The sequence below is a fragment of the Microbacterium sp. Root322 genome (assembly GCF_001425645.1).
Lineage (GTDB): Bacteria > Actinomycetota > Actinomycetes > Actinomycetales > Microbacteriaceae > Microbacterium > Microbacterium maritypicum.
Window position 1 is genome coordinate 712,331 of the sequence record NZ_LMCS01000003.1, and the last position, 17,259, is coordinate 729,589.

Consider the following 17,259-nt stretch of genomic DNA (forward strand, 5'->3'; position numbering starts at 1 on the left):
GATAGCGGCGATGCACGCTTCCGCTCACGGTGAGACGGCGCGTTCGGCACCCGACCCCGGGTCTGCCCAACGCGCCGTCTCCGCCGTCTGGCGCATCGAGTCTGCCCGCATCGTCGGTGCTCTCACCCGGATGGTCGGCGACTTCGGTCTCGCGGAGGAGCTGGCCCAGGAAGCGCTCGTCGATGCGCTGCAGCAGTGGCCGACGGAGGGGGTTCCTCGCAACGCCGGTGCCTGGCTCACGGCGGTGGCCAAGCGCAGGGCCGTCGACCGGTGGCGACGGCAGGAGCGCCTCGACGAGCGTCTCGCCCTGCTCGCGCACGACCTCGAGCAGGAACAGGGGAAGGGCGGAGACCTGCTGTGGGATCCGGATGTCGTCGACGACGATGTGCTGCGTCTGATCTTCATCTCCTGCCACCCTGTGCTCTCCCGGGAGGCTCAGGTCGCTCTGACCCTGCGTGTCGTGGGAGGGCTGTCCAGCGAGGAGATCGCGCGCGCCTTCCTGGTGCCGACCGCCACCGTGCAACAGCGCATCGTCCGTGCGAAGAAGACGCTGGCCGCCGCGAACGCCCCGTTCGAGGTTCCCCCGCGTGAGGAACGCGCCCAGCGCATCGGTGCGATCCTCGGCGTGCTGTACCTGATCTTCAACGAAGCCCATGCCGCCAGCAGCGGTCCCGAGTGGATGCGTCCGGAGCTGAGTGACGAGGCCATCCGCCTGGGCCGGGTGCTCGCCGCACTGATGCCGCAGGAGCCCGAGGTGCACGGACTGCTGGCGCTGATGGAGCTGACTGCGGCGCGGTTCGCCGCGCGGGTGGATCGCCACGGCGACCCCGTGTTGCTGGCCGACCAGGACCGCAGGCGCTGGGACCGCAGCCGCATCGCGCGCGGGCGGGCGTCCCTGGCGAGAGCGGACGCGCTCGGACGCGGACGCGGCGCCTACTGCCTGCAGGCCGCGATCGCCGAGTGTCATGCGGTTGCCCGGTCGGTCGATGAGACCGACTGGGACCGGATCGTGCTCCTGTACGAGGCACTCGGTCGCATCTCCCCGTCGCCGGTCGTGGAGCTCAACCGTGCCGCAGCCGTCGCGATGGCCACCGGGCCCGCGTCCGCGCTGCGCATCGTCGATGAGCTGACGGGTTCGGGGGCACTGCGCGGCTACCACTTGCTGCCGGCGACGCGGGGTGAGCTGCTGCGTCGGCTCGGGCGCGAGGAGGAGGCGAGGAGCGAGTTCGTCGTCGCCGCCGGTCTCGCGGGCAACGATCGGGAGCGGGCGCTGCTGGAGCGGAAGGCGAGCGGGGCCGAGAAATGACTCGTCCCCCTCGGAAGCCGGAGCTGCCGAGGGGGACGAGCGGTGGGATCGACGTGCACGACGTCGCTTCCCCGGTGTGTCAGTTGCGCGCCTTCTGGCCGCGACCGGCGATCAGGCCGTAGATCAGGAGCACGATGATGGAACCCGCGATGGCAAGGAGCCAGGTGCCGAGGTCCCAGAACTCGGTGAGCGGACGGTTGAGGATCAGACTGCCGAGCCAGCCGCCGAGCAGCGCACCGACGACGCCGAGGAGCAGCGTGATGAACCAGCCGCCACCCTGCTTGCCGGGAAGGATCAGCTTGGCGATGGCTCCGGCGATGAGGCCGAGAAGAAGAAAGCCGAGAAAACTCATGGTCAGCTCCTGTGGATCGGGAGCCCCGGGGTGCCGGGGCTTCTGACATCCACATTGCCGATGTCGCTGCCTGAGTGCCAACCCCTTGCGCGCACGCCCCCGGGTATGCAAAGAGGTCCGCCTCCCTCGGGAGACGGACCTCTTCGTGATCTCGTGACGTGCGACGTCAGTTGTTGCCGCGGACGATCGCGATGATGCGCAGGATCTCGATGTAGAGCCAGACCACCGTGACCATGATGCCGAAGGCGCCGAGCCAGCCGTACTGGCGGGGAGCGCCATTGCGGACGCCCTGCTGGATCTGGTCGAAGTCGAGCACGAGCGAGTACGCCGCCATGATCACGACGAGAACGCCGATGATGACACCGAGCGGGATGCCCATGATGTTGGCGCTGAGCATTCCGAACGCCTGTCCCTCGGGCAGCACGCCGGTCCACATGAGGACGACGTTCAGCAGCGAGAAGACCAGGTAGCCGATCATGGCGATCATGAAGATCTTGGTCGCCTTCTTCGACGCGCGGATCTTGCCGCTCGCGAAGAGGGCCAGGGTCACACCGACGACCGAGACGGTCGCGAGGGTCGCCTGGAAGACGATGCCGGGGTAGATGACCTCGAAGAACGACGAGATGCCACCGATGAAGAGGCCCTCGAACGCGGCGTAGGCGAAGATCAGCGCGGGCCGGACCTTCTTGCGCGACGTGAACGTGATGACCATCGCGAGCACGAAGCCGCCGAGTGCGCCGACGATCCACGGCAGCATGTTGGGCTGGAAGTCGCTGTACGGGTTGTACTTCGGCACATCCAGGCCACCGAGCGTCAGCACCCAGCCGATCGCGGCGGTGACGAGAAGGATGCCGAACAGGCCGGCGGTCTTCCAGACCGTGTCCTCGACCGACATGCGGTCGGTCTCGATGGCACCGGCCGGCGGGGCGGCGTACATGCCTTCGAGCTGCGCGTTGGCGGCGGCGTCCATCGCCCCGTGCTGGAGCGAGGCGTTCTGCGCGCCCTGGGCAGCCTGAGGTCCGCCCGGGTACGTCGCGACGTTGCGCGGGTCCTGCTGCTGGAAAGCAGGGTTGTTGAAAGCGAAGTTGCTCATTGGTGGGCCTCACTCCAAAGGGGGGTAGTAGGTCTCTTGCCTCAACGATACTCGGGAGGGGACGTCGACGGGGTGTTCTACGCTGAGAGCGTGCCCAGGAAATCACCCCTCGTCATCGGGCACCGCGGTGCGCCCGGCTACCGTCCGGAGCACAGTCGCTCCTCCTACGAGCTCGCACTCGCCATGGGAGTCGATGCGGTCGAGCCCGACGTCGTGGCGACGAAGGACGGTGTGCTCATCGTGCGGCACGAGAACGAGATCTCGGGCACGACCGATGTGGCCGAGCACCCCGAGTTCGCCGACCGCAAGACGACCAAGCGCGTCGACGGGCAGGCGCTGACCGGATGGTTCAGCGAGGACTTCACCTGGGCCGAGCTGTCCACGCTGCGGATCCGCGAACGACTGCCGGAGGTGCGGACGTCGAGTGCGAGCTTCGACGGTGCCCAGCCGATCCTGCGCCTCCGGGACGTGCTCGACATCGTGCGTGACGGGTCGGCGGAGCACGGACGCGAGATCGGTGTGGTGCTCGAGGTCAAGCACGCCACGTACTTCGCGAGCATCGGCCTCGACCTGGTCCCGCTGATCGACCGCGAGCTGCGCGAGGCCGGATGGGCGGAGGGCGAGCTGCCGCTGGTGATCGAGTGCTTCGAGTCGACGGTGCTCGGTCAGCTGCGCGAGCGCGGGATCTCTGCGTCGTACATCTATCTGATCGAGGCATCGGGACGTCCGTACGACCTCCTGACGGCCGAGGGCTCGCACGCGCTCACGTACAAGGCGACGGTGAAGGCCCAGGGGCTCGACGGCCTCGTCGGGCGCGTCGACGGCATCAGCGTGAGCAAGAAGATGCTGCTCGACCGTGGGAACACGATCGTCGCCGACGCGCACGCACGAGGCCTCCAGGTGTTCACCTGGACGTGCCGCCCGGAGAACGCCTTCCTCGCGGCGGAGTTCCGCGGCCAGGGTGGACGCGGCGACTACGGCGACTACGAGGCGGAGTGGGGAGTCATCGCCCGCCAGGGCATCGACGGCGTGTTCGTCGATCATCCGGATCTGGGCGTCGCCTTCTTCCGCAGCTGACCTGCGCGCGGGCTCAGAGTGCGTGGAGCCCGCTCAGAGCGTGCGGTCGAAGGCGCCCCTGCGGGTGGAGACGATCTCCTTGCCGAGCGGCATGAGAGAGACCGGCACCATCTTGAAGTCGGCGATGCCCATCGGGATGCCGATGATCGTGATGCACAGCAGGATGCCCGAGACGATGTGGCCGATCGCGAGCCACCACCCCGCGAGGATCACCCACAGCACGTTGCCGAGGAACGACCCGACGCCCGCGGTCGGCTTGCTGATGACCTCGCGGCCGAACGGCCAGATCGCGTAGGCGGCGATGCGGAAGGAGGCGATCGCCCACGGGATCGTGATGATCGGGATGCACAGCAGGATGCCGGCCAGGACGTACCCGAGGAAGAGGGCCCATCCGGCCAGGATGACCCAGATGATGTTGAGGATCGTGCGCATGAGCTGATTGTGTCACCTGTGTTCGGGTGGGCCTGAGCATCCGCCCCGAGGTCCGGGGTGCGACGGCTCCCCGATGCCAGACTGACCGCATGACCGGAATCGTGGTGCAAGACGTCAGTAGAGCGTTCGGGACGGTGCAGGCGGTGAGGGGGGCCACTCTTCGGGCCGAGCCCGGCCGCGTGACCGGCCTCGTGGGGCCGAACGGAGCGGGCAAGACGACGCTGCTCCTGATGCTCGCCTCCCTCCTCGCCCCCGACACCGGGACGATCAGCATCGGGGGTGTCGATCCATCCGTCGATCCGCTGGCCGCGAGACGTCTTCTCGGGTGGATGCCGGACGCTCTCGGCGCTTGGCCGTCGCTCACGGCGCGGGAGACCATCGTCACGACCGCTCGCCTGTACGGCATCGACAAGCCCGAGGCCGCGGTCCGTGCCGAGCAGCTGCTGGCGCTCGTCGGGCTCGCCGACCTCGCCGATTCCCCCGCGAAGGTGCTGTCCCGCGGGCAGAAGCAGAAGCTCGGACTGGCCCGTGCCCTCGTGCACGACCCGAAGGTGCTGCTCCTCGACGAGCCGGCTTCCGGCCTCGACCCGGAGGCGCGTGTGCAGCTGCGCGTGCTGCTGCGCCGTTTCGCAGCGGAGGGCCGCACGGTGCTGATCTCGAGCCACATCCTCTCGGAGCTCGAGGAGGTCGTCGACGACGCGGTGTTCCTCGTCGCCGGTGCCGTCGTCGATGCCGCTCCCGCGCGGAGCATGGTGCGCGCCTGGCGGGTGCGCCTCGCCGGCGCGACCGAGGAGCGGATGAATGCCGACGCCTGGCAGGTGGCCTCGAACCTCGGCATCGCCCCCGAGTCGCTCGCCCAGGATCGCGGCGCGGTGCTCGTCGGGTTCGAGGGGGAGGACGCCGCGGCGCAGGCCCTGCGGCATCTCGTCGAAGCAGGACTCCCCGTCGTGGAGTTCGCACCGGCGCAGAGCCAGCTGGAGCACACGTTCCTGAACCTGCAGCACACGACACCACATCAGGCACCCACCGGAACGGAGGCGGGCGCATGAGTCTCGCGAACATCGGCATCATCGCCCGACTCGAACTGACCCAGCGCCTGCGCAGTGTGGGCTGGTACGTGCTGCTCGGCGTCTTCGCCCTGGTGCTGCTCGGGGTCACGGGGCTCTCGTTCGCCGTGTACTCCTGGGGCGATGCCATCGGCGCCGGCGTGTACTCGATCGTCGTCAACATCGTGCTGCTGCTCGTCGTGCTGGTGTCGCCGACGCTCAGCGGCAATGCGATCAACGGGGATCGGGATGCGGCGACGCTCGCCGCGGTGCAGGTGACCGCCGCATCGACCGGTGACATCATGCTCGGCAAGCTCGTCGCGGCGGTCGCCACCGGCGGAGCGTTCCTCGTCGTCGCGCTGCCTTTCCTCGCCCTGTCGCTGCTGGGAGGAGGAGCGAACCCGGTCGTGCTGCTCCTCTCGCTGCTCGTGCTCGCGGCGGAGATCATCATCGTGGCCGCGATCGGCGTGGGTCTGAGCGGACTCATCGCTCGTCCGCTGTTCTCGGTCGCGACGACCTATCTGGTCGTCGCCGCGCTCGTGTTCGGTACGCTCATCGCGTTCGGCCTCGGCGGCATGGCGGTGCGCAGCGAGGCGACCGTCTATTCGCGTCCGTACGACGCCAACGGCAACCCCGACTGTGATCGCTGGGAGGTCAACAGCACGCAGGAGGTGCCGCGGTTCGACCTGGTCTGGTGGACGCTCGCCGCGAACCCGTTCATCGTCCTCGCCGATGCGACTCCGACCGAGTTCTCGCCGGAGGGGTATCCGGTCGACATGTTCGGTCAGATCAAGTACGGCCTGCGCAGCGCCCAGCAGTCTCCGCTCGAGCAGCGCTGGGACCCGTGCGACGGGGATGGCCAGACACCTACGGCCGAAGAGGTGATCGCTTCGTCGGTGCCGAGCTGGTTCGTCGGCCTCGGCGTGCAGGTCGTCATCGCGGGCTCGCTGTTCGCCGGCGCCTGGGCGCGCACCCGGACGCCGGCTCGACGCCTGCCCCCGGGAACCCGCATCGCCTGAATGCTCCGGTCGTACCTCCTGTCGCGCTGAGCCGCGGCAGGCGACAGGATGTGCGACCGGAGCGGCACCGAGTGCGCCGACGACGAGGATGCGGGCAATCGCCACCTCCCGTTCATCTGCCGTGCACCCGAGGGATCCTCTGCGGCCACGCGGGATCGGTGGTCTGGGCTGGTACCCGACTGAGTCCCCTCCCGGTCGGCCCCGCGACCAGCGGGGACCGCCGGCCCAGCCACCCAGGAGTCCTCCATGCCCCGCCTGCACAGTGCAGCGGCGGTCGCGGCGGTGTGCGCCTTGAGCGCCGCCGCCCTGCTCGCCACTCCCGCCGCCGCGATCGGTGCCGATCCCGGCATCCCCTCCGAGACGGTCTCGGCCGCTCCGAGTCTCGTGCTGAACGAGATCGTCTACGACGACGCGGCGACCGGTCTCGCCGACCAGGTCGAGATCTACAACGCCGGAGCGGAGACGGTCGACCTCACCGGATGGACCATCGCCGATGAGAAGCGCGACAGCTTCGGCACGGCTCCGCAGGGTACCTCGCTGGCTCCGGGGGAGTTCCTGGTGCTCGTGAAGGACGTCGACTTCGCCTTCGGGCTCGGCAAGGGCGACGAGGTCGTGCTCTTCGACCCGAGCGGCACCGAGGTCGAGTCCTACGCCTACGAGAACACCGCACCGTTGTCGGTGTGGGCGCGCTGCCCCGACGGCACGGGGGCCTGGGCGCCGGCGACGGCGGCCACGCCCGGCACCCCCAACGACTGCTCGGTCGCACCGGTCGCCGGCTCCATCGTCATCAACGAGGTCGACTCGCAGCCCGCCGACTGGGTGGAGTTCCACAACCCCGGCACCGAGGCGCTCGACATCTCGGGCTACGAGATCCGCGACAACTCCGATGACCACCGCTGGCAGTTCCTCGACGGCACGCAGATCGGAGCGGGACAGTTCCTCGTCGTCGAGGAGGGGACGGTGGGTCTCTCCGGCGGTGTCGAAGCCGCGTTCCGCGAGCCGATCGGCATCGGCAGCGCCGACCGCATCCGCCTCTACGACGCCTCCGGCGCGATGATCGACGACACTCTGCCGTGGCAGGGGCACGCCGCGATCGACGGAGACTTCGCCGCAGCAACACTCGCGCGATGCCCGGACGGCGTCGGCGCCTTCGTGCTCGCCCGACCGACTCCGGGGGCGACGAATTCGTGTGTCATGCCCGACGTCGTCATCAACGAGATCGAGTCGAACGGCGATGCCACCGACTGGGTCGAGGTCGTGAACACCGGCACCACGTCAGTCGACCTGTCCGGCTGGACAGTGATGGACAACGACCCCGCAGGCCATGCAGCCGAGACCACACCGCTGCCGGCGGGCACGATCGTGCAGCCGGGCGGCTACTTCGTCTTCGACCAGCCGGCGAACTTCGTCTTCGGACTCGGCAACGGCGACACCGTCACCGTCCGTGACGCGAACGGCAACACGGTCGACGAGCACACGTACGCCGCGCACGCCGCTGGCGTCCTCGCCCGTTGTGCGGACGGCACGGGCGATCTCATCGACATCGCGGTCTCGACCAAGGGACTGCGCAACGCCTGCGGCAACCCCGTGCGCATCAACGAGGTCGAATCCGACGGCGGCTCGCCCGACGACTGGGTGGAGCTGGTGAACCCGACCGGCACCGCGCTCGATGTGTCGGGCATCGTGGTGAAGGACGACGACGACACCCACGCCTACGCGATCCCGGCCGGCACCAGCATCGGCGCGGGGGAGTACCTCGTGATCGAGCGGGCAGAGCTCGGCTTCGGCCTCGGCGCCAGCGATACGGTGCGGGTGTTCGACGGCGACCTGCTCGTCGACGAGGCCTCCTGGGGCGACGGCCACGCGGCGACCACCTGGGGCCGCTGCCCCGACACCACGGGTGCCTTCGCCGGCACGGCCGAATCCACGAAGGGCGCGGCCAACGTCTGCGCGGGAGAGATCGCGGTGGCGACGTGGCCCGGCTCTGCCGACGTGCGCGTGGTCGACAGCATCCCGACGTTCCTCGAAGACAGCTCAGGACTCGACGTGCAGGAGACCGCCGATGGCGCCTTCCTCTGGGCGGTCGACAACGGCGAGGGCCGGATCTGGAAGCTCGAGGCGCATGCCGACGGCTCGATCGAGAAGGCCGACGGATGGGATGCGGGCAAGCGCGTGCGCTTCCAGAAGGATGCCGCGAACCCGGCAGCCGCGGGCCCCGACACCGAGGGCATCACGGTCGACGGCGACGGCTTCGTGTACGTGGCCTCCGAACGGGACAACAGCGCCAAGGGTGTGAATCAGAACGTGGTGCTCAAGGTCGACCCCGACGCCTCGAACGGCGACCTCGTCGCTCAGCAGGAATGGGATCTGACCTCTCTGCTGCCGGCCGTGGGTGCGAACCTCGGCATGGAGGCCGTGCAGTGGGTGCCGGACTCGGCGCTGGCCGGGAAGCTCTTCGACGACAGCAAGAGCGCGGCGTACGACCCGAAGAGCTACGCCGGTCACGGCGGTGGGCTGTTCTTCGTCGCGGTCGAGGACAACGGCCACGTCTACGCCTTCGCCCTCGGGTCCGACGGTTCGGCGACGCTGGTCTCGGAGATCGCCCCGGGTCTCACCGGAGTGATGGCGCTCGACTACGACAGCGTGCGCAAGACGCTGTGGGCCGTGTGCGACGACGGCTGCCAGGGCCGCTCGGCGGAGATCACGCTGAACGGCACCGCGCAGCCGGGCACCGCCCACTACGCCCGCCCCGCCGGCATGCCCGACATCAACAACGAGGGCTTCGCGACCGCGCCGGCCTCGCTGTCGGTCGACGGGCAGCGTCCGGTGTGGTGGTTCGCCGATGGCTTCGCGTCCGAAGCGCTGCGCACCGGGACGCTCCCCGGAGCCAGCGGTGAGAACCCGGGCGGTGAGACCCCGCCGCTTCCGGGCACCGGCCTCGTCGACGACAACCGCAACGGTCTGACGGTGGACCCCTCGATCGCGACCCCCGGGCAGAAGGTCACCGTCACCGTCGGTGTGAAGAGTGCGGGCGCGCAGGTGTCGGTGTGGATGTACTCCGACCCGTCGCGGATCGCCTCGGGGACGCTCACCTCCGCGGGCACGATCGCGGTGACGATCCCCGCCGACGCACCACTCGGCGCGCACCGGATCGCCGTGTTCGACGCGAGCGGTGGGATCCTCGGCTGGGCGGACATCCGCATCGCCGCAGGGACGGGCACCGGTGCCGGGACCGGCACAGGTGCAGGTGGACTCGCGACCACCGGCTCCGAGCTCCCCGTGGCCGCCGTCGCCCTGGCACTGATGCTCCTCACCGCCGGTGCGGTGGCCGTCCGCCGTCGGAAACGCGACGCCTGAGCCGGAGGAGGGGTGCGCAGGCCGACCGCGCACCCCTCCTCCCGCCGTCTGCGCCCCGGGATCCCGTGCCGTGGTGTCGGTGCCGACGCCTAGACTCATAAGGCCATGACCGAAGCTCCTCTCATCGTCCCCTCCACCACCGGTCCTCGCTCGTCGGGAGCCCCTGGACAGGACGATCTCCTCGCCGGCCTCAACCCGCAGCAACTCGAGGCCGTCACCTATCGCGGTCCCGCGCTGCTCATCGTCGCGGGGGCCGGATCGGGCAAGACCAGCGTGCTCACCCGCCGCATCGCCTCGCTGCTGCGCGGGCGGGAGGCATGGCCGAGTCAGATCCTCGCGATCACCTTCACCAACAAAGCCGCCGGAGAGATGCGCGAGCGTGTCGAGGGACTGATCGGCGACGCGGCGCGTGGCATGTGGATCTCCACGTTCCACTCCGCGTGCGTGCGCATCCTGCGCCGTGAGGCCGAGCAGTTCGGCTACACCAAGTCGTTCACGATCTACGACTCCGGCGACTCGCGGGCGCTCCTCAAGCGCCTGGTCAAGGAGCACGAGGCCGACGCATACGGGCTCACCCCCGCGTCGGTGCAGTCGCGCATCTCCAAGCTCAAGAACGAGCTGTCCGACGCCGAGTCGTACGCGCGCCAGGCCAACATGAGCGATCCGGCCGAACGGGTCTTCGTCGAGGTCTTCGCCGACTACCAGCGGCAGCTGCAGAAGGCCAACGCCTTCGACTTCGACGATCTGATCGGGCAGACCGTGTACCTGTTCCGGGCGTTCCCGCAGGTCGCCGACACCTACCGCCGCCGTTTCCGCCACATCCTGGTCGACGAGTACCAGGACACCAACCACGCCCAGTACTCGCTGATCCACGAGCTCACGCGCCCCGTGTCGGGGGCTGCGGGTTCCGCCCCCGATCCATATGCCTCCAACGGCATGATGATCTTCGAGCCCGATCCGGCGCCCACGGCGGATGCCGGCGAGCCCGGCGCCTCGCTCACCGTGGTCGGCGACTCCGACCAGTCGATCTACGCGTTCCGCGGGGCGGACATCCGCAACATCAGCGAGTTCGAACGCGACTTCCCGGGTGCTCGAGTGGTGCTTCTCGAGCAGAACTACCGGTCGACGCAGAACATCCTGTCGGCGGCGAACGCGGTGATCGGCAACAACTTCGACCGCAAGGACAAGAAGCTCTGGAGCGACAAGGGCGACGGCGATCCCATCATCGGCTTCACGGGCTACTCGCAGCACGACGAGGCGCAGTTCGTGGCCGATGAGGTCGAGGCGCTGCACCGGGCCGGTATGCCCTACTCCGAGATGGCGGTGTTCTACCGCACGAACTCGCAGTCCCGTGCGCTGGAGGAGATCTTCATCCGCTCCGCGGTGCCGTACAAGATCATGGGCGGCACGAAGTTCTACGACCGTGCCGAGATCAAGGATGCGCTCGCGTATCTCGTCGCGGTCGCGAACCCGGCCGACGAGATGTCGGTGCGGCGCATCCTGAACAAGCCACGGCGCGGCATCGGAGACGTGACCGAGACGGCCATCGCCCGGTTCGCCGAGGAGAACGGCATCAGCTTCCGCGATGCGCTGTCGATGCCGGGCCAGCTCGGCGTCGGGCCGAAGATCCAGGCGGCGATCGGTCAGCTCGACGCGGTGCTCGCCGAAGCCGCCGCCATCCTGACACCCGCCAGCGGCGAGCTGCCGCCGCCCACCGCGGTAGCCGACGGCCTGAGTCTGCTGCTGGGCAAGAGCGGGTATCTCGACGCACTGCGTGCGAGCCGCGATCCGCAGGACGAGGCGCGCGTCGAGAACCTCGACGAGTTCGTCGCCGTCGCCCGCGACTTCGCGCGCAACAACCCCGAAGGCACGATCGTCGACTTCCTCACCGAGGTCGCCCTGGTCTCCGATGCCGATGACCTCGACGACGAGTCGGGCTCGGTCTCGCTCATGACCATGCATACGGCCAAGGGTCTGGAGTACGACGCCGTGTTCGTCACCGGCGTCGAGGAAGACCTCATCCCGCACCGCATCTCGGCCGGCGAGCCCGGTGGACCGCAGGAGGAGCGTCGACTCTTCTACGTCGGCATCACGCGTGCCCGCAAGCGTCTGCACCTGTCCCTCGCGATGACGAGGGCGCAGTTCGGCGAGGTCACTGTCGCGATGCCCAGCCGCTTCCTGCAGGAGATCCCGGCGGGCCTGATCGACTGGCGACAGTCGCCGGGCGATGTGAACTCGCGCGGCGGCATGCAGTCGCGCGCACTGAACGCACGTCGCCAGGGCGGCTTCGGCGGTTCGAGTTCCGGCGACCGGTTCGCGGTGAAGTCGCTGCCGGGGCGCGACTCCCTGAAGCCGCTGTCGACGGCGATGGACAAGTTCCCCAACCGGGTCACGGCCAAGATGCGCGACAACGGAGACCTCGAACTCGCCGCCGGCGATCGCATCCGTCACGTCGACTTCGGCGAGGGGCGAGTGGACGCGGTGACGGGTGAGGGTGCGAAGCGCATCGCCCACGTGCGATTCGACTCGGCAGGACAGAAGAAGCTCCTCATCAAGGTCGCACCGATCGAGAAGATCTAGCCCGCCGCGGGTGTTTCCGCTTCGGCGAAGCACCGGTCGGATTGCCGGTTAGGCTGGCTCATATGGCCCTCTTCTCCCGCCGCAAGAAGTCCGGTGACGATGCCGTCGCCCCCACCACCGAGGCCGTCGAGACCGACGCCGCGCAGAACGATACGCGCCCGACCGACGCGCCTACCGTCGAGGCGGAGCAGCCCGTCGCGGCACCGTCGATCGGCATCTCGGTGCAGGCTTTCCGGGGCGTCGGCGCGGAAGCCGGGCCCGAGGTCGCGCTGCCGAGCGCAGAGGGCGCGTCGACCACCGACGCGCAGCCGGTTGCGGCGCCCGCCGCACCACGGACCACGCCGCCTCCGACCGCTCAGCCGCAGGCGCCAGAGGAGCGGCGTCTGCCTCTCGCCTCCGCGATGCCGCCCGAGCAGACAGAGACCGTCGCCGGGATGAAGGACAACGTGCTGCTGCGCGAAGCCCTCACCGAGATCGAAGCGGGCGCGACCAACGACCAGCTTCTCGGCGTGATGCGTCAGGCGCTCCAGGGGCACCTGTACATCCGTGTGAACGGCGATGCGCGCGCACAGATCAGCGAGGGCAAGCCGCTCTCCGTCGCCGTCGTGCGCGACGCCGAAGACCGTCAGTACATGCTGGCGTTCAGCTCGGCCGGCGCGGTGCGCGATTCCGTGCAGCTCGAGGCGGACCCGTCGGGGACGTCGGCCGTCGCCCAGCCGGTCACCTCGGTGCTGCAGCAGGTCGTGTCCGGCGACTTCGCCGGACTCATCGTCGACAACGCTTCGGCGCCGCACCGTGTGGTGTTCCCGACCGAGCTTCTGCAGAAGACCCTCGAGCAGGCCGATGTCGACATGACCGTGAAGAGCATCCTCGCCGCCCCGCGCGAGCAGGATTCCGTCGTCAAGGTCGGCGAAGCCCTCGCCACGAAGCGGATGTGGGTGGCGGTCAACGACGGCTCCGGCGGTGGCCCCGTCGGTATCGCCGAGGCGCAGACCACCGACGGCCGCCGATTCCTGCAGCTGTTCTCGCACCCGCTCGAGGTCATCGCGCTGGGACGCGGCGACCGCCCGCTCCCGTTCGCGCCCGAGCAGCTGGCGAAGGTGCTCACCAGCCACACCGACATCGCCGGCGTGATCGTCGACTCGGCCGGCCCCTCGATCGTCGTCGAGCGGGATGCACTCACGCCGGTTCTCGTACTGGCGGTCGACCTCGGCGACTGATCCGACGCGACCGATGCGAACCCCGCGCGCCGTCGAGGCGCGCGGGGTTCCCTCTGTCCGGGCGGCGCTCTAGGGTCGGAGCATGGCCTCAGAACGTGTGACCCTGATCGTCGCCGACTCCGATGGCGAGCGTGAGGTCGCGCTCTCCAGCCCGAATCGAGTGGTGTGGCCCGACCTCGGCATCACCAAGGCGGAGCTGGCGGAGTACGTGCAGCTGGTGGCGGTGCCGTTCCTGGCTGCGAACGGCAACCGCCCGGTGTCGCTCGAGCGGTTCCGCGACGGCATCGGCCCCGCAGGCGGAGCGCGGGCCGAGGGCTTCTTCTCGAAGAACCCGCCCAAGGGGACCCCGGACTTCGTCGACGCCGTCACGGTGACCTACAACAGTGGGCGTCAGCATCCGCAGATCGTCCTGAACCGGGCGAGCGCGATCGTGTGGGCCGTGCAGATGAACACGATCGTGTTCCACCCCTGGGCGTCGCTCGCCACCGATGCCGACAACCCGGTCGAGCTGCGCATCGACCTGGACCCGCAGCCCGGCACCGACTTCGCGGATGCCGTGAGGGCCGCCCACGCGTTGCGCGAGGTGCTGCGCGAGGCCGGGTTGGACGCGTTCGCCAAGACCAGCGGCAACAGAGGCCTGCACGTGTTCGCGCCGATCGAGCCGACGCACGAGTTCCTGGACGTGCGGCATGCCGTGATCGCCGCCGGCCGCGAGCTGGAGCGGCGGATGCCGGATCAGGTCACGACGAACTGGTGGAAGGAAGAGCGCGGCGAGCGCATCTTCGTCGACTTCAACCAGGCCAACCGCGACCGTACGATGGCCGGCGCCTACAGCCCTCGCGCGCTCCCCGGCGCGACCGTCTCGACACCCGTGGCGTGGGACGAGCTCGACGGCCTCGACCCGACCGTGTTCACGGTGCGCAGCATCCCGAAGCGCCTGCAGGAGGTCGGCGATCCGTGGGCCGCGATGCAGGACGCACTGGGACGCATCGACACGCTGCTGGAGTGGTGGGAGCGCGACAGGGAGAACGGGCTCGGAGAGCTTCCCTTCCCGCCGGAGTTCCCCAAGATGCCGGGGGAGCCCCCACGCGTGCAGCCGAGCAAGAAGGTGGCGGCGAACTGGGACGACGACGGCGCGCCGGCGGAGAAGGACTGACGTCCCTCGGCCCAGGACAGCTCAGCCCAGGACAGCTCAGCTCAGGACATCCGCGAGGTCGTAGCCGGCGACGGTGTCCAGCTGCTCGTAGGTGCACGAGCGGGCATCGCGATCGGGGCGCCAGCGCTCGAACTGCACGGTGTGGCGGAAGCGGGCGCCTTCGAGCTGGTCGTAGCGCACCTCGAGCACCCGCTCGGGGCGCAGACGCACGAAGCTCACATCCTTCGATCCGCTGAACCGCGACCTCTCGCCCTCCGCGGTCACGGCGTCTCCTGCTTCGTCACGTTCGACCAGCGGGGCGAGCTCCTCGACGAGCTCCTGTCGGCGGGCGTCGCTCCACGCCGCCACTCCGCCGACCTGACGAAGCACTCCGTCGCCGCCGTAGAGCCCGACCAGGAGCGAGCCGACTCCTGAACCGGACTTGTGGATGCGGTAGCCGAGCGCGACGACGTCGGCCGTGCGGGCGTGCTTGATCTTGAACAGGGTGCGCTTGCCCGGGGCGTAGGGCTGGTCGAGCGGCTTCGCGACGACGCCGTCGAGACCCGCGCCCTCGAACTCGGCGAGCCAGCGCACCGCCGCATCCCGATCACGGGTCGTGCGAGTGAGGTGCAGCGGATGCTCGACGCCCTCCATGAGAGTCTCGAGACGTGCCCTCCTGGTCTCGAAGGACTCGGCGAGCAGATCGTCTTCCCCTGAGGCGAGCAGGTCGAAGGCGACGAACATCGCAGGTGTCTCGACGGAGAGCTTCGCGATGCGTGAAGCCGCGGGGTGGATGCGCTGGCTCAGCGCCTCCCAATCCAGGCGCTGCGATCCGTGGGCCCCGGTGGCGACCACGATCTCGCCGTCGAGCAGGCATGGTCCAGGAAGCAGATCGGGGATCGCCTCGACCAGTTCGGGGAAGTAGCGGGTCAGGGGCTTCGCGCCGCGCGACCCGATCTCCACCGTCTCGCCGTCCCAGGCGATGAGCCCGCGGAATCCGTCCCACTTCGGCTCGTACAGCAGGCCGCCGGGGGTCTTCGCCGGGTCGGGTACCGCCGGCACCGCCTTGGCGAGCATCGGAGCCGGGATCTCGTAGCGCATGGTCCCATCCTGGCCGCAGGCGATCCGCGGCGGAAGGGGAGGGATCAGCCGAAGAGGTCGGCCAGGGTTGCAGGTTCACCGGCATCCCGCAGAGCTGTGCGGGCAGCGTGCCAACCGGCCATGCCGTTCACGGACGGACCCGGAGGTGTCGCGGCTGATGCCAGATACACGCCGTGCATCGGTGTGCGCCAGGGGGCGGGGGAGAGGGTCGGGCGCCGCAGTGCCTGGCGCATGTCGAACACTCCGCCGGAGATGTCGCCACCGATCTCCGTGGGGTTGACCGCCTCGCGCGACGATGCCGGCACCGCGTGGTGCGCGAGGATGAGGTCGCGGAAGCCCGGTGCGAAGCGCTCGACCTGCGCGGTGATCGACTCGGTGGGGTCGAGGTCCGATCCCGGCGGCACGTGGATGTAGGCCCAGAGCACCGCCTTGCCTGCGGGAGCGCGGGAATCGTCGAGGATCGAGGGCTGCACGGCGAGCACATAGGGCCGTGCGCTCACTCGTCCGGCGGCGACGGCGTTCTCGCTCGCCCAGACCTCGGCGCGCGTGCCGCCCAGATGCAGGGTCGGCGCGTGGGCGACGTCGGGGTTCGCCCACGGGACCGGTCCGTCGAGGGCGAAGTCGACCTTCGCGGCTCCCGGCCCGTACCGGTACGAACGGAGCGCGCGAGCGTAACCCGCAGGAACGTCGGGGTGCGTGAGCGCGAGCCGCGGTGAGGTGTTCAGCAGCAGCAGGTCCCCGCGACGGGGATCGCCCCAGTCCAGAGCCCCCAGGTCGGAGACAGGCGTGCCCGCCTCGACCGTGCCGCCGTGCTGCTCGAGGTCGGCGACCATCGCGTCGGCGATGCGCTGCGCTCCGCCTCGCGGATACGGCCAGCCGCCCGCGTGCCCGAGTGCGGCGAGCAGCAGGCCGGCGGCGGCACCCGCCAACGAGGGCAGGGCGGAGTTCGCGTGGGCGACGACCCCCGAGAGCAGAGCCGCAGCCTCTTCGGTGCGGAAGGCGCGAGCGGCCAGGGGGGTTCCCTGGTCCAGCATGCGGATCGCGAAGCGGGCGGCGGTCACCGGGTCGCGGGGGAGGCGAAGCAGCTGATTGCCGGTGAAGTCGACGACGCCGTCGATGTGCGTGCTGAGCGGACGCAGGCGCGAGGTCCAGGCGGAGCCGTCGACTCCGAGCGCGGCCGCCGTGCGCTCGATGTCGCGCCAGGCGATCGCCGCGCGTCCGTCGTCGAGCGGGTGGGCGTACGAGGCCTCGGGGCGGATCCACTCGATGCGCCGGTCGAGGCCGAACGCCTGGAAGAACGGGGAGGCGAGGGCGGCCGGGTGCACGGCGGAGCAGACGTCGTGTCGGAACCCCGGAAGAGTGGATTCGCTGGTGCGCACGCCGCCGCCGATCGTGTCGGCGCCCTCGAGCACTCGCACCCGGTAGCCGGCGCGGGCGAGCGTGACGGCTGCGGCGAGCCCGTTCGGGCCGGAGCCGATGATCGTCGCCTGGGCCATGACGTCAGTTTGGCACGTATACGAGCGGAAAACGGTCGAACGCAC

The 17,259-nt window shown here is 69.6% G+C and carries 13 protein-coding genes; 8 read left to right on the top strand and 5 right to left on the bottom strand.

All coding sequences use genetic code 11. From position 1 onward, the window contains the following. Window positions 1-10 precede the first annotated feature (10 nt). The gene (locus ASC55_RS15830) at window positions 11-1,306 is read left to right on the top strand and encodes an RNA polymerase sigma factor (protein ID WP_055877406.1); all 1,296 of its coding nucleotides are present in this window, start codon (window positions 11-13) and stop codon (window positions 1,304-1,306) included. Between the two features lie 79 nt (window positions 1,307-1,385). On the opposite strand, the gene ASC55_RS15835 is transcribed toward ASC55_RS15830, so the two are convergent. Together ASC55_RS15835 and ASC55_RS15840 are read right to left on the bottom strand one after the other, a co-directional pair. After that, window positions 1,386-1,658: a GlsB/YeaQ/YmgE family stress response membrane protein gene (locus tag ASC55_RS15835; protein WP_055877408.1), complete on the bottom strand. Its 273-nt coding sequence runs from the start codon at window positions 1,656-1,658 to the stop codon at window positions 1,386-1,388. Between the two features lie 166 nt (window positions 1,659-1,824). Further along, window positions 1,825-2,751, bottom strand: coding sequence for a Bax inhibitor-1/YccA family protein (locus ASC55_RS15840; RefSeq protein WP_055870460.1), 927 nt, complete (start codon window positions 2,749-2,751; stop codon window positions 1,825-1,827). A 90-nt stretch (window positions 2,752-2,841) separates the two neighbouring features. Between ASC55_RS15840 and ASC55_RS15845 the strand changes: the two genes are divergently transcribed. Next, window positions 2,842-3,828 (top strand): glycerophosphodiester phosphodiesterase family protein, encoded by a 987-nt coding sequence (locus tag ASC55_RS15845; protein ID WP_055877929.1) that lies wholly within the window; start codon window positions 2,842-2,844, stop codon window positions 3,826-3,828. A 33-nt stretch (window positions 3,829-3,861) separates the two neighbouring features. Here ASC55_RS15845 and ASC55_RS15850 read toward each other — a convergent pair whose 3' ends face one another. After that, entirely contained in the window at window positions 3,862-4,260 is a 399-nt protein-coding gene (locus ASC55_RS15850) for a YccF domain-containing protein (RefSeq protein WP_046748802.1), read from the bottom strand. Between the two features lie 89 nt (window positions 4,261-4,349). On the opposite strand from ASC55_RS15850, the gene ASC55_RS15855 reads away from it, so the two are divergent. From ASC55_RS15855 to ligD, 6 genes are all read left to right on the top strand, one after another. Further along, the gene (locus ASC55_RS15855) at window positions 4,350-5,309 is read left to right on the top strand and encodes an ABC transporter ATP-binding protein (RefSeq protein WP_055877412.1); all 960 of its coding nucleotides are present in this window, start codon (window positions 4,350-4,352) and stop codon (window positions 5,307-5,309) included. Then, complete coding sequence (locus tag ASC55_RS15860; protein WP_055877415.1) at window positions 5,306-6,325, top strand: ABC transporter permease; 1,020 nt, start codon at window positions 5,306-5,308, stop codon at window positions 6,323-6,325. The genes ASC55_RS15855 and ASC55_RS15860 overlap by 4 nt, the downstream gene beginning before the upstream one ends. Before the next feature lie 246 nt (window positions 6,326-6,571). Further along, on the top strand, window positions 6,572-9,682 hold the full coding sequence (locus tag ASC55_RS15865) for a lamin tail domain-containing protein (RefSeq protein WP_055877419.1): 3,111 nt from the start codon (window positions 6,572-6,574) through the stop codon (window positions 9,680-9,682). Between the two features lie 105 nt (window positions 9,683-9,787). Continuing rightward, window positions 9,788-12,262: an ATP-dependent helicase gene (locus tag ASC55_RS15870; RefSeq protein WP_055877421.1), complete on the top strand. Its 2,475-nt coding sequence runs from the start codon at window positions 9,788-9,790 to the stop codon at window positions 12,260-12,262. Window positions 12,263-12,324: 62 nt separating this feature from the next. Then, a complete protein-coding gene (locus ASC55_RS15875) occupies window positions 12,325-13,482 on the top strand; it encodes an SseB family protein (protein WP_055870470.1) in 1,158 nt (385 codons plus the stop codon). Window positions 13,483-13,564: 82 nt separating this feature from the next. Further along, entirely contained in the window at window positions 13,565-14,638 is a 1,074-nt protein-coding gene (gene ligD, locus ASC55_RS15880) for a non-homologous end-joining DNA ligase (RefSeq protein WP_055877424.1), read from the top strand. A 36-nt stretch (window positions 14,639-14,674) separates the two neighbouring features. On the opposite strand, the gene ASC55_RS15885 is transcribed toward ligD, so the two are convergent. After that, on the bottom strand, window positions 14,675-15,718 hold the full coding sequence (locus tag ASC55_RS15885; RefSeq protein WP_055870477.1) for an ATP-dependent DNA ligase: 1,044 nt from the start codon (window positions 15,716-15,718) through the stop codon (window positions 14,675-14,677). A gap of 44 nt (window positions 15,719-15,762) precedes the next feature. Beyond that, entirely contained in the window at window positions 15,763-17,214 is a 1,452-nt protein-coding gene (locus ASC55_RS15890; RefSeq protein WP_055877426.1) for a phytoene desaturase family protein, read from the bottom strand. Window positions 17,215-17,259 lie beyond the last annotated feature (45 nt).